Source organism: Mycolicibacter terrae (genome assembly GCF_010727125.1).
Classification (GTDB): domain Bacteria; phylum Actinomycetota; class Actinomycetes; order Mycobacteriales; family Mycobacteriaceae; genus Mycobacterium; species Mycobacterium terrae.
Genome location: NZ_AP022564.1, coordinates 2759499 through 2772647, shown reverse-complemented (window position 1 = coordinate 2772647; position 13149 = coordinate 2759499). Strand labels below are relative to the sequence as shown.

Annotated in this window: 11 protein-coding genes; 6 read left to right on the top strand and 5 right to left on the bottom strand. The window is 68.6% G+C overall.

Features of this window, described 5'->3' with window-relative positions; genetic code table 11:
* Positions 1-2: 2 nt before the first annotated feature.
* Both G6N23_RS13245 and G6N23_RS13240 read right to left on the bottom strand, forming a co-directional pair.
* The gene (locus G6N23_RS13245; RefSeq protein ID WP_085260289.1) at positions 3-2933 is read right to left on the bottom strand and encodes an MMPL/RND family transporter; all 2931 of its coding nucleotides are present in this window, start codon (positions 2931-2933) and stop codon (positions 3-5) included.
* Positions 2930-3373, bottom strand: a complete 444-nt coding sequence (locus G6N23_RS13240; RefSeq protein WP_085260290.1) for an MmpS family transport accessory protein — start codon at positions 3371-3373, stop codon at positions 2930-2932. Before G6N23_RS13240 ends, G6N23_RS13245 begins: the two co-directional genes overlap by 4 nt.
* A gap of 220 nt (positions 3374-3593) precedes the next feature.
* Here G6N23_RS13240 and G6N23_RS13235 point away from each other — a divergent pair, with 220 nt between their 5' ends.
* The gene (locus tag G6N23_RS13235; protein ID WP_085260291.1) at positions 3594-4181 is read left to right on the top strand and encodes a PepSY domain-containing protein; all 588 of its coding nucleotides are present in this window, start codon (positions 3594-3596) and stop codon (positions 4179-4181) included.
* 65 nt (positions 4182-4246) lie between these two features.
* Here G6N23_RS13235 and G6N23_RS13230 read toward each other — a convergent pair whose 3' ends face one another.
* A complete protein-coding gene (locus G6N23_RS13230) occupies positions 4247-5293 on the bottom strand; it encodes an NAD(P)H-dependent amine dehydrogenase family protein (protein WP_085260292.1) in 1047 nt (348 codons plus the stop codon).
* A 56-nt stretch (positions 5294-5349) separates the two neighbouring features.
* Here G6N23_RS13230 and G6N23_RS13225 point away from each other — a divergent pair, with 56 nt between their 5' ends.
* A complete protein-coding gene (locus G6N23_RS13225) occupies positions 5350-6543 on the top strand; it encodes an enhanced intracellular survival protein Eis (RefSeq protein ID WP_085260293.1) in 1194 nt (397 codons plus the stop codon).
* A 92-nt stretch (positions 6544-6635) separates the two neighbouring features.
* Here G6N23_RS13225 and G6N23_RS13220 read toward each other — a convergent pair whose 3' ends face one another.
* Together G6N23_RS13220 and G6N23_RS13215 are read right to left on the bottom strand one after the other, a co-directional pair.
* Positions 6636-7745: an acyl-CoA dehydrogenase family protein gene (locus tag G6N23_RS13220; RefSeq protein WP_085260294.1), complete on the bottom strand. Its 1110-nt coding sequence runs from the start codon at positions 7743-7745 to the stop codon at positions 6636-6638.
* A gap of 14 nt (positions 7746-7759) precedes the next feature.
* On the bottom strand, positions 7760-8920 hold the full coding sequence (locus G6N23_RS13215; protein WP_085260295.1) for an acyl-CoA dehydrogenase family protein: 1161 nt from the start codon (positions 8918-8920) through the stop codon (positions 7760-7762).
* 141 nt (positions 8921-9061) lie between these two features.
* Here G6N23_RS13215 and G6N23_RS13210 point away from each other — a divergent pair, with 141 nt between their 5' ends.
* The 4 genes from G6N23_RS13210 (at position 9062) to holA (ending at position 13085) form a co-directional block, all read left to right on the top strand.
* On the top strand, positions 9062-9598 hold the full coding sequence (locus G6N23_RS13210) for a DUF4352 domain-containing protein (RefSeq protein ID WP_085260296.1): 537 nt from the start codon (positions 9062-9064) through the stop codon (positions 9596-9598).
* Between the two features lie 95 nt (positions 9599-9693).
* Complete coding sequence (locus tag G6N23_RS13205; protein WP_085260297.1) at positions 9694-10545, top strand: ComEA family DNA-binding protein; 852 nt, start codon at positions 9694-9696, stop codon at positions 10543-10545.
* 2 nt (positions 10546-10547) lie between these two features.
* Entirely contained in the window at positions 10548-12110 is a 1563-nt protein-coding gene (locus G6N23_RS13200) for a ComEC/Rec2 family competence protein (RefSeq protein WP_095173800.1), read from the top strand.
* A gap of 12 nt (positions 12111-12122) precedes the next feature.
* Complete coding sequence (gene holA / locus G6N23_RS13195) at positions 12123-13085, top strand: DNA polymerase III subunit delta (RefSeq protein ID WP_085259632.1); 963 nt, start codon at positions 12123-12125, stop codon at positions 13083-13085.
* Positions 13086-13149 lie beyond the last annotated feature (64 nt).

The following is a 13149-nucleotide window of genomic DNA, read 5'->3' as shown; positions in this document are numbered from 1 at the left end:
CGTTACTGCGTCGGCGCTGCGAATCTGTCGGTGTCGGCGTTGGTGACGGACGGCCCGTCGTGCGGTGTGTGTGCCGCGATCCCGCGGATGTTCTTGTTGGGCCCCCACGGCCGGACCACCTGAGGCCACCAGAACCACTTGCCCAACAGCGTGGCGATCGACGGCATGAAAAATGCGCGGACCACGAAGGTGTCCAGCAGCAATCCGATCGCCACGGTCGTGCCGTACATGCCGATCGCCTTGAGATCGCTGAAGAACATGATGCCCATGGTCGCGGCGAAGACCATACCGGCCGAGGTCACCACGCCGCCGCTACCGGCCATCGCCCGGATATAGCCGGTCTTCAGCCCGGCGTGGATCTCCTCCTCGAAGCGAGAGACCAGCAGCAGGTTGTAGTCCGAGCCGACCGCCAGCAGCACGATCACCGCCAACACCAGGGTCACCCAGTAGATGTGCTGGCCGAAGATGTGTTGCCAGATCAGCACCGAGATGCCGAAGGACGCGGCGATCGAACTGGATGCGGTGCTCAGGATCACCACCGCGGCCACCAGGCTTCGGGTGATGATCATCATGATCAAGAAGATCAGGGTCAGCGACGCCACCACCGCGATCATCAGGTCGAATTCGGCGCCGTCGTGCATGTCTTTGTAGAGGGCGGCCATCCCGCCGACATACACCTTGGCGTCCGACAGCGAGGACTGCTTGAGGGCCTCCTGCGCGGCTGTGCGCTCCGGCTCGACGCGGGCGATGCCCTCTTCGGTGGCCGGGTAGGTCTGGTGGGTGACGAAGAAGCGCGCCGACTTGCCATCCGGTGACATGAACAGCCGCAGGCCGGTCTGGAAGTCCTTGTTGTCGAATGCTTCCGCGGGCAGGTAGAAGAAGTCGTCGTTCTTCGAGTCGTCGAAACTCTGGCCCATCATGATCTGGGTGTTACTCAGATCCTCCATCTGGTTGACGAACGCCGAGAACGTGGAATGCACGGTCAGAACCAGCCCGCGCATGATCTTCATGGTGTCGACCACGGCCGGGAGCAACTCGACCGCCTGCGGCAGCAGGCGTGCCGTCTTGGCGATGTCGGCGGACAGTTGGTGCAGGTGCTCGGTGAGCTGGTCGACGCCGTCGGTGGTGTCGAAGGTGCTCCGCAGCGCCCAGCACATCGGGATGTCGAAGCAGTGCGGCTCCCAGTAGAAGTAACTGCGCAGCGGCCGGAACTGGTCGTCGAAGTCGGCGAGGTGGTCGCGGATCTGGTCGGAGACCTCCACGGTGCGCTCGGTGACCTCGGCGGTGTCGTCGAAGGTCCGGTCGACCTCCTGCAGGTAGCCGTACATCTGGATCAGCAACTCGATGTCCTTGTCGAGCTGCTGGGAGATCGTGTCGATGTCCTTGATCCGGTCCTTGAGCGTCTTCATGTTTTGGATCATCAGCTGGTTGGACGCACTGAGCTGGAATGGAATAGAGCTGTGCTGCAACGGAATCCCCAACGGCCGGGTGATGTCCTGGATCATGGCGATACCGTGCACCCGCATGATGTTCTTGGCGACCCGATCCAGCACCAGCATGTCCGCCGGGTTTCGCATGTCGTGATCCGAGGTCACCATGGTGATGTCCGGGGCCATCCGGGCGGCCGAAAAATGTTTCTCGGCGGCGGCATAACTGACGTTGACCGGGGTGTCCTTCGGCAGGTATTTGCGGTCGTCGTAGCCGGGTTTGAACCCGGGCAGGGCGACCAGCCCGACCATGATGATCGCCAGGCTGGCCACCGCGATCGGACCCGGCCAGCGCACTACCGACACCCCGGCGCGGCGCCAGAACCCGCCCCGCTTGGTCTTTTTGGGGTCGAGCAGCCCGAAGCTGGTGACCACCACCAGCATGGCCGGTCCCAGGGTGAGGGCGGCGGCGACCACGACAATCATGCCCACCGAGACCGGGATGCCCATGGTGTGGAAGTAGGGCAGCCGGGTGAAATACAACACCGCCGATGCCCCGGCGATGGTGAGTCCGGACCCCAACACGACGGGGGTGACACTGCGCACGGTGGTGTAGTAGGCGTCGACCCGCTCCTCGCCGGCCAGCCGGGCCTCGCGATAACGGCCGATCAGGAAGATGCCGTAGTCGGTGCCGGCGGCGATCGCGAGCATCACCATGATGTTCACCGCGAACGTCGTCAGGCCCATCACGTTGTTGAACCCGAGGAAGGCCACGACACCGCGGGCGCAGATCAGTTCCAGCAACGTCAGGAAGAGCTGGGTCAGCATCGCTGAGATGGACCGGAAGACGATCAGCAGCATGATCGCGATGGCGGCGATGGTGAACAGGGTGATCTTGACCAGGCTGGCGTCGCCGATCTCCCGCAGGTCCGCGGTCAGCGCTGCCGGGCCGGCGACGTAGGCCTGCACTCCTGGCGGGGCTGGGGTGTCGTCGATGGCCTTGCGGACCGCGACCACCGAATCGTTGGCCTCGGTCATGCCCTGATTGCCGACCAGGTTCAGCATGATGTAGGCCGCTTTGGCGTCTGAGCTCTGCACGCCCGCCGCGGTCAGGCGGTCACGCCAGAAGTCCTGCGCATGCTCGACGTGGTCCTTGTCGGCGACCAGCTTCTTGACGATTTCGTCGTAGTAGTGGTGGGCGGGTTCGCCGAGTTCCTCCTCGCCGACCACGACCATCATCACGGTGCTGTTGGACTTGTATTCCTGAAAATTCTCGCCGACGAGCTGACTGGCGATCATCGACGGCGCGTCCGTCGGCGCCAGCGGGGCCGAATGCTCCTCGGAGATCACTTCCAACTGGGGCACGAGGACGTTCACCAGGACGGTGAGCACGATCCAGGCGATGATGATCGGCACCGCGAAAATGCGCAGCATATGGGCGAAGAACGGCCGTTTGACGTGCGGGTCCTGCTGCTGGTCGAGCTGCGCCCGGATACGTTTGATCATCCGGACTTCACCAGGCAGAAGGTCTGGGCGTTCAGCCCCGAGGCGCGTCGCTCATCGAGCAGCCGGTCGTCGATCTTGATCCGGCAGCCGATCTCACCGGTGTTGCCCTGCACGATCATGTTGGCCTGCACAGCGGGAAGCACGGTGACGACGGTGTAGGACCACGGCAGCGGCACGTCGTTGATTTGGTGGACGTTGGCCTCGGCGTCCCAGTAGTTGATGTCGGCGCGGGTGCCCGGCGGGCCGAATGCCTCGTAGGCGACGTATTTGGGGTTGAACTGCACGATCTCGATACCGGCGCCGGCGTGCGGATTGAGGTCCTCGGAGGCGAACACCTTGTGCAGCCGGGTGACGATCACACCGGATATGAAGATGACCACGATGAAGACCAGCGGAATCCAGTGCCTCTTGACTAACGCGGCGATCGGGATCCTTTTCATATCACCGCCTTCCGCTGGTCCATAGTGCGGTCGAACGCCGGCAGCGGAGAGTTTGTTCCGGCCTCGCCGGAATCGTCGAAGGCCGCCGCGAATTTCGCCCTCGGGCAGCATAACCTTCGCTTGGCTAACGATCGCACCGGGTGCCCACGCCGGGCGCACCGATTTCCCAACTGCCCGGTCGGTCGGCACCGCCGCCGGCCTTTCAGTAGCATGGCCGCTGATGCACGGTCTGGTGAATGGCGTCCGATTCGGCGCAGTGGTCATCGTGGTAGCGCTGGCGCTGGCCAGTTGCAGCGGCAACGGCAGGTCCGGCGCGAAATCGGGGGAGTCGACCACGCCGGGGGCGTCCTGGTCGGGTCCGGATGCGCCGCCGGATCCACACACCCTGCTGCGGGCGGGTGCCCTCGCCGTTTCGCAGGTGCCCGCCAGCGTGCTGATCTTCATCGAGAGTCAAAGCACCGACGCCGGAACCTGGAAGGCGCGGGTGGTCACCCCGGACGGCACCGAACGGCAACTCAAGATCGGATCCGACGGGGTGTCGGTGCTGGTCGGCCCGGCTGTCACCGACGACAGCGACGCCGACAAGGCCAAGCGTCGCGCCAATGTGGACGGCGCCCACCTGGACTACCGTGCCGCGGTGGGCAAGGTGCTGACCGCGGTGCCCGACGGCTCGATCACCGAGCTGAGCCTGCTCGACATGAACGGCACCGTGGTGTGGGACGCCGATGTCTGGGACACCGAACTGGTCGAACACGACGTCACCATCGACGCCGCGTCCGGGGCGATCACCGCCAACCGCCCGGTGTAATTCGGCGGTCCAGCTTCGGCTCTCCTGCGTCGAGCCTCGCTAACCGCCCGGTGTAATTCGGCGGCTCAGCTTGCGGCGCTGCGGCCGGTGATCGGCGGCAGGTCGGCCAGCGTGACGATGCCCGGCGCGGCCGCGACCACCGCGGGCACCGCGTTGGTCACCGGCATGGCCGTGTAGATCGAACCCAAGCCGTTGAGGTTCGGCTCGCTCCAGTCCGTGGGCGGCAGGCAGTTGATGACGGTGCGCATGTTCGGCAGCCCGAACACCTGGATCACGTGGCCGTGCGCCACCGGCTTGGGCGGGGTGACGTGGCTGCCCATGATCCAGTTGAATCCCACGCTGACCACGTTGCGCGTCCCCACCCAGCCGCGGTGATAGCCGAAGACGCTTCCCACGGTTCCGGCCGGGATCTGCATGAAGCCCAGGTCGCTGTCGCCGGTCGCGGCGGTGAACTGCACGTCGAAGGTGATCCTGTCCAGCTGCGCGCCGATCGCGTCGGCCATCATGGCCGCGGACTCGGCGAACACCTCACTTTCCCGGCGGACGCTCTCGGCCAGGCCGGGGGTGGCCGGGTCCTGGCTGAAGCCCATCGCCGCCATGGTGTCCGCGGATTCATACGTCGAGCAGTCCACCGATTCGGTGATCCGGATCTCGTCGACCCGTTCGCACGCCCCCGAGAGCACCATGCCGATCATGTTGGTCAGTCCGGGGTGCGCGCCACTGCCGAACATCGTCGAGTTCCCGGCCCGGCAGGCGTCGTCGATGCGCTTGAGGTCCTCACGCGTCTGCTTGCCGCCGGTGATCCAGGCGGCCGTGGAGCACACGTTGATCCCGGCCTCCAGCAGTCGGACCAACTCGTCGATGCTGGGCCACAGCGGGTTGTAGCAACAGGCGTCGGGCTTGAGCGCGATCAGGGCGTCGACGTCATCGGTGGCGGTGATCCCGGTCGGTTCCGGCCAGCCGGCCAGCTCCGCGGCATCCACCCCGACCTTGTTCTTCCCGTGGGCGTAGACACCGACCAGCTCCATGTCGGGACGGCCGATGATGGCGTGCAGCGAGCGCTGCCCGATGTTGCCGGTGGTCCATTGGATGACGCGCAGCGGGGTGCTCATGGCTCCACACCATATTCGGCTGCGGTGCGCCGGCCGTTGTGGCACCGTCGAAGCCCGTGACCGATGTGACCGTGCGGACCGCGAATGACGACGACTGGCCGCAGATCTCACTGCTGGAGGCCGCCGGCTTCGGGTCGTTCACCCACCCGCACCAAGTCGAGGCCATTCGCACCCTGGTCCCGCCCGACGGCGCGGTGGTGGCCTGCGCCGGCGGCGAGCTGATCGGGGTGGCGTTCTACCTCGACCTGCGGCTCACGGTTCCCGGCGGGGCGGTGCTGCCGGCCGCCGGCATCAGCGGCGTGGTCGTCGCGCCCACCCACCGTCGGCGCGGCGTACTGCGCGCCATGTACGTCGAACTGCACCGGCGCATCGCCGACTCCGGGTATCCGGTGGCGGCGCTGACCGCCAGCGAAGGCGGTATCTACGGGCGATTCGGTTACGGCCCGGCCACCGTCGAGCAGGAGCTGACCATCGACCGGCAGTTCGCGGTGTTCCACCCCGACGCACCCGACCCCGGCGGTGTCCGGCTGGTCCGGGCCGGTGATCACCGCGACGAGTTCGCCGCGATCTACGACCGTTGCCGCCAGCGCACCCCCGGTGGGCTGATCCGCCCGACCGCGCTCTGGGACGATCTGCTGGCCGACCGGGAAGGCGACCGCGACGGCGGCACCGCATGGATGGCGCTGCTGCACCCCGACGGTTACGCCCTGTACCGGGTGCACGGGGCGAAGCCCAAGACGGTGCGGGTGGCGGAGCTGCGGGCCGTCACGCCGGATGCGCACGCCGCGTTGTGGCGCGCACTGCTGGGCATGGATCTGATGCAGACCGTCGTCATCGGCACCTACCCCGACGATGCACTGCCGTACCTGCTGACCGATACCCGGTTGGCCCGCACCACCGCACGCACCGACGAGGGCTGGCTGCGGCTGATGGATGTCCCGACCGCATTGGCGGCCCGCGGCTACGCCGCCGAGCTGAGTGTGGTCCTGGAGGTCTCCGACCGGTTCCGCGGCGATGGTGGCCGATTCGCGCTGGAGATCCGCGACGGCCGGGCGCAGTGCACCCGCTCCGACGCACCCGCGGACGCCGAACTGGATCTCGACGTGCTGGGCAGCCTCTACCTGGGAACCCACCGGGCGGCGGCGCTGGCCGCGGCGAACCGGTTGCGGTGCCGCCGGCCCGAATCGGTGCGCCGGCTGGATCTGGCGTTCAGCACCGATACGCCGGCGCAGCTCGGATTCTTCTTCTGAGCAGCCCCGGTCGCGAACGTGCAGAGTCGTCTGTTGTCCCCCCAGGCGAGGCCGGTCGGGCGGGAAACTCTGCACGCTCGCCGGGCTGGCGGCTACAGCTTGGCCAGGTCGTAGCCGTCCAGGTTGGCCATCAGCACGTGCAGCTGATCCTGCGACGAGCCCAGGGTGTGCTCGATCGCGGTGAGCCGGGCCGCGTAGTGCCCGACCGGGTACTCCCAGGTCATCCCGATCCCGCCGTGCAACTGGACGGCCTCCTGGGCGATGTGCCGGCCCGACCGGCCGATCTGCAGCTTGGCGCGTGCCGCGATCAGCGGGTCGAGGTTCCCGTCGGCGATCGACATGGCCGCGTACATGCTCATGCTGCGGGCCAACTCCAGCGAGACGTACATGTCGGCGGCGCGCTGAGTGAGGGTCTGGAAGGTGTTGAGCGTGACCCCGAACTGCTTGCGGGTCTTGAGGTAGTCGGTGGTCAGCCGCAGCGCCTCTTCCATCGCACCGACCGCCTCGGCACACAACGCCGAGGAGATGCGGACGATCGCGTGCTCGATCGCGGCGGTGGCGTCGGTGGCCTCACCGAGCGGGGTTCCAGCGGCGTTGTCCAAGTCGATCTGGGCGCCGCGCCGGCCGTCGAAGGTCCGGTAGGGCCGGCGGGTCAGGCCGTCGGCGTCCCCGTCGACCAGGAACAGCCCGGTCCCACCGTCGGGCAGGGCGGCGCTGATCACCAGGGTGTCGGCACGGTCCCCGGTCAACACCGGGTTCTTGCGTCCACTGAGCAGCCACGAATCGCCTTGCCGCACGGCCGCGGTGGTCACCTTTGCGCCCTCGCCGCGCATCCCCGGCTCGGTGTGGGCGAAGGCCAGGATCTGATCGCCCTCGGCGACGGAGTCGAGCAGTTTGCGCTGTTCGGCATCACCGTGTTCGGCGATCAGCGCACCGGGCCCCAGTGCTCCGTGCACGACGGGCTCGGGGGCCACTCGCCGGCCGATCTCGGTGAGCACCACCATGATCTCCAGCGGGCCGGATTCGTCGGGGTCGAATCCCAGACCGAGAATCCCGGTGTCGGCCAGCTGTTTCCACACCTGCGGGTTGAAGCCGGGATCGGCATCGACGACCTGGTTGCGGGTCTCGGTGTCGTAGCCCGACAACATCGAACGGGTGGTGTCGCGGAGCAGGACCTGCTCCTCGCTGAGTTGAAAGTCCATGACCGTCGTACCTCCTACAGGCCGAGAATGGTGGACGCGATGATGGTGCGTTGCACCTCGTTGCTCCCGCCGTAGATGGATGTCTTGCGGTAGTTCAGGTAGGTCGGCGCGGCTTGCTGCGCCCACTCCGGAGAGGCGATGCCCTCGCCCGCCTCGAACGGCAGCGCGTCGGGACCGGCGACCTCGACGAACAGTTCGGTGACGGCCTGCTGCAGCTGGCTGCCGCGCAGCTTGAGCACCGATGACGCCGGGTTGGGCTTGCCGTCCGCGGAGTCGCTCGACACCCGCATCTGGGTGAGTTCCAGTGCGAGCAAGTCGTTTTCGGCCTCGGCCAGCCGCGCCGCGAACAACGGGTCATCGAGTGCGCCGAGCTCCTTGGCGCGCTCCTTGACCTCGGCGAGGCGTACCTTGGTGCGGGTCACCCCGGCGATCCCGGTGCGCTCGTTGCCCAGTAGGAATTTCGCGTAGGTCCAGCCGTGGTTCTCCTCGCCGACCAGCTGATCGGCGGGCACCCGCACGTCGGTGAAGAAGACCTCGTTGACCTCGTAGCCGCCGTCGATGAGCTTGATCGGTCGCATGGTGACACCCGGCGTGGACACCTCGAACAGCAGGAACGAGATGCCGGCTTGTTTCTTGGGGGCCTGCGGATCGGTGCGCACCAGGCAGAAGATCCAGTCCGCGTACTGTCCGAGCGTGGTCCAGGTCTTCTGCCCGTTGACGATGTAACTGTCGCCGTCGCGCACCGCCGTGGTGCGCAGGGACGCCAGGTCGGAGCCGGCGTCCGGCTCGGAAAACCCTTGGCACCACCAGATATCCAGATTGGCGGTGGCCGGCAGGAAGCGTTCCTTGATGGCTTGGGAGCCGAACTCGGCAATCACCGGGCCGACCATCTTGGCGTTGAAGGTCAGCGGTTCGGGCACCGACGCCAATTGCATTTCGTCGAGCCAGATCTGGTGCTGGGTCAGAGTCCAGTCCTTGCCGCCCCACTCGGTCGGCCAGTTGGGCACCGCGAGGCCGTGCGCATTGAGGATCTTCTGGGTGGCGACGATGTCGTCGGGAAAGATCGAGTGACCCTGCCGGCCGCGTTCCCGAATGTCCGCGGGGATCTCGGTGGTGAAGAAGGCGCGCATCTCGTCGCGGAACGCGGCCTCCTCGGCGGTCAGTGCCAGTCTCACGTCGACCTCCCGGTTGGTTGGGTGAACTCACGGTTGGTATGCACCCTAATCGGAACCGGCCACCGGGTGCGGTCCCGGTCCGGAAACCGAGCGGAGCCGGTGGACGCAGGCGCTGTCGTGCGTGTTTGTAGGCTGGGGGTCATGAGACGGTCGCTCGTCGCAATGTGTGTCCTGCTCTTTTGTGCGGTGTCGTGTTCGGCGCAGGCAGCCGAGGAATCCCGGTCCACGCCGTCGGCTTCGGCGCAGCAGACCCCGCCCGCCCGGCCGGCCGCGCATCGCGGCCAGACCTTGGAGCTGATGCGGATCGGCGGGCAGAAGATCGCGGTGACGTTGACCGACGTCATCGACCCCGCCACCGTCCCGAACGGCTGGGGCGAACCCGGTAAGAACTACATCGCGACCAAGCTGCGGATCGAGAACGCCGGAACGGCGACCATCGTCGGCAACAGCAACAGCGACGTCTCGGTGGTCGGCTCCGACGACCAGACTTACGAGGCCGATTTCGCCACCGTGACCGAGTGCCAGGACTTCGCCTACGGCTGGTTCCTGATCGCTGCCGGTTCGTCCAGCACCGGCTGCGTCGTGTTCGCGCTGCCCACCGGCGTCACCGCGACGAAGGTGCGCTACTCGCCGTCCTCGGGCATCTCCCATGACGTCGGGGAGTGGTTGAACCCGTAGCGGTCTTCTGCACAGTCGCGCGTTGATCCACAATTTCGGCCCGCGGCTGCTGTCGACCCCGCAGCGCGGCCGGGGGTGCGGCCTAGCGTCGGCGCATGGCACCAGAACCACCCGGCGAGCGGCTGCAACGCCGCCTCGGCCTGCTACCCGGACCCGAGCGCGGCAACGCCACACCCGAACCGGATGAGGACGCCGACCCGAATTCGTTGCTGCCGCGCTGGCTGCCCGACGACGCCGCCGACGCCGGTTGGCTTGCCAAGGTGCGGGCCGACCCGGGGCGTGCCGGGACGGTCGCCCTGGCGGTGATCGCCGCGGTCGCGGTTCTCATCACCGTGTTCACCGTGCTGCGCGACCCGCCTGCGCCGGTGCGCAGCGCCAAACTGCCTCCGGTCGAGATGGTTTCGACCGCCAGCCCGCGCGCTGACGAACCCGCTGCGGCGCCCCCGGCGCCCGGCGCCGACCAGGTGGTGGTCAGCGTGGTCGGGTTGGTGCACAAACCGGGGCTGGCGACGCTGGCGCCCGGTTCCCGGATCGCCGACGCGCTCAGCGCCGCCGGCGGGGCCCTCGACGGTGCGGACACGATCGGGTTGAACCTGGCCCGCCCCGTGGCCGACGGCGAACAGATCGTGGTCGGGCTGGCGCCGTCGACTGGCCCCCCGGTATTCGGCAGCTCGGTCGGCGCGACATCGCCGGCACCGGAGACTCCACACACCAGCACCGCGCCCACGGCGGCCGGGCCGGCCCCCAAGCCAGGCGAGCCGGTCAACCTCAACACCGCGACCGTCGAGCAGCTCGACGCGCTGCCCGGTGTGGGGCCGGTGACCGCGGCCGCGATCGTGTCCTGGCGTGACGCCCACGGCAAATTCACCAACGTGGATCAACTCGGCGATGTCGACGGAATCGGCCCGGCGCGGCTGGAGAAGCTGCGTGCCCTGGTCCGCGTCTGACGGTGACCCCGCCAGCGGCCGCGGCGTCTCCGGCGGCCCGGCTCGATGTTCGGCTGGTGCCGGCCGCGCTGATCGGCTGGCTGGTCACCGCTGCGGGCATCCAGTGGCAGATCGGCGGCACGCTGGCGGTGCTGTGTGCGGGACTGGGTGCCCTGTCGGGTGCGCTGTGCCGGTACGGCGGGCGGGCGCGGCGGCCCGGGTGGCGGCTGGGCGGTGCTGTTCTGGCGGCGGCGTTCACCGTGGGGGCGGGGTTCGGGTGGGCGGTTGCGCTGCGCACCGAGTCGGTCATCGACCACCCGATCACCGCGGAGTTCGGCCGTACCGCGGCGGTGACGGTCACCCCCAGCGAGAGTCCGATGCCCGCCGGTACCCGCCGGGTGATGTTCCGGGCCACCCTGCAGCGTCTCGACGGCGCCGAATCCTCCGGCCGGGTAGTCGTTTTCGCATCCGGTATCGAATTCGGCGAGGTGATGGTCGGCCAGTCGATGACGTTCCGCGCCAACATCGCCCATCCGGCCCGGCGTGACCTGACGGTGGCGGCGCTGACCGCCGCGGGGGAGCCCAGGCGCGGCCGGCCCGGACTCGTTGCGCGGACCGCCCACCAGGTGCGTGCCCGGTTTGCCGCCGCCGCCGGGCGGGTGTTGCCCGGCGAGCAGGCGCGGATGCTGCCCGCCCTGGTCCTGGGGGATACCTCGGCGATCACCGCCGCAACCGGGCGAGAGTTTCGGGCCGCGGGTCTGACGCACCTGATGGCGGTCTCGGGTGCGAACGTGACGATCGTCTGCGGTGCGGTGTTGTTCTCGGCGCGACTGGTGGGGCCGCGGGCCGCGGCGATGCTGGCCGGGCTGGCGTTGGCGGCGTTCGTGATCGTCGTGCAGCCGACGGCCAGCGTATTGCGGGCGGCGGTGATGGGGGCGATCGCGTTGCTGGGGGTGCTCTCGGCGCGCCGGCGCCAGGCGATTCCGAGCCTGTCCGCCGCGGTGTTGGTGCTGCTCGCGCTGGCCCCGCACCTGGCCGTCGATGTCGGCTTCGCGCTGTCGGTGGTCGCCACCGCGGCGCTGGTGCTGATCGCGCCGGTGTGGTCGGCGCGGCTGGTGGCCCACGGCTGGCCGGAGCCCTTGGCTGCCGCGGTGGCGGTGGCGTGGGCCGCCAACCTGGTGACCGCGCCGCTGATCGCCGGGATCTCCGGGCGGCTCAGCCTGGTCAGCACGCTCGCGAATCTCGCGGTGGCGGTGCTGGTCGCGCCGATCACCGTGTTGGGCAGCGCGGCCGCGGTGCTGTGCGGATGGTGGCCGGCTGCCGCCGAACTGTTGATCCGCTTCACCGGGCCCGAACTGTGGTGGGTGTGCCGCGTCGCGCACTTCAGCGGCGGGGTTCCCGTTGCCACCGTGCCGGTGCCCGTGGGGGCGGCCGGGGTGTTCGGCGTGGGCGCCGCTGCGGTACTGGTCGTGGTCTGTTGGCGATGGCGCTGTTGTCGGTGGATGCTGGCCGCGCTGGCGCTGTGCCTGCTGGCCTGGTCGGTCTCGGAGGCGTTGACCGGCTGGGCGGGTGTCGGGGCTGCGTGACACGATTGGCGGGTGAGCCAACCGGTTTCGCCGCTGCATCTGATCCTCGGTGACGAGGAACTGCTGGTCGAGCGGGCCGTCGCGCAGGTGCTGGCGGCGGTACGGGTGCAGGCCGGCAGCACCGACATTCCGGTGGACCGGTTGCGGGCCGGCGAAGTCGAGGCGGGTGAGCTCGCCGAGCTGCTGAGTCCGTCGCTGTTCGCCGACGAACGTGTGGTGGTTCTGGAAGCCGCCGGCGAGGCCGGTAAAGATGCCGTGACCCTGATCGGGTCGACGGCCGCCGATGTCCCGGCGGGCACCGTGCTGGTGGTGGTGCACTCCGGCGCCGGGCGAGCCAAGGCACTGGCCGGGCAGCTGCGCGAACTCGGCGCCCAGGTGCACCAGTGCGCCCGTATCACCAAGCCCACCGAACGCGCCGACTTCGTTCGTGGCGAGTTCCGCCGGCTCAAGGTGCGGGTCGACGACGCCTGCGTCACCGCGCTGCTCGATGCGGTGGGCTCCGACATCCGTGAGTTGGCCTCGGCCTGCTCGCAGCTGGTCGCCGACACCGGCGGCCATGTCGACGCGCTTGCGGTGCGCCGCTACCACAGTGGGAAAGCCGAGGTGAAGGGGTTCGATGTCGCCGATCGGGCCGTCGTCGGCGATGTCGAAGGCGCCACCGAGGCGCTGCGCTGGGCGATGATCCGCGGCGAACCGCACGTGGTGCTGGCCGACGCGCTGGCCGAGGCGATCCACACCATCGCGCGGGTCGGCCCCAAGTCAGGTGACCCCTACCGGCTGGCCGGCGAATTGGGTATGCCGCCGTGGCGGGTGCAGAAGGCGCAGAAACAGTCCCGGTACTGGTCGCGGGAGTCCGTGGCCGCCGCGGTGCGGCTGGTGGCCGGTCTGAACGCTGACGTCAAGGGCGCCGCGGCCGACGCCGACTACGCGCTGGAGACCGCGGTCCGCCAAGTCGCCGAGCTGGCCGCGCGCTAGAGCGGCCACGGCAGCACGAAGGCCCCTGTTCCGGGTGGAATCAGGGGCCTGCGTTCGCGGGGTG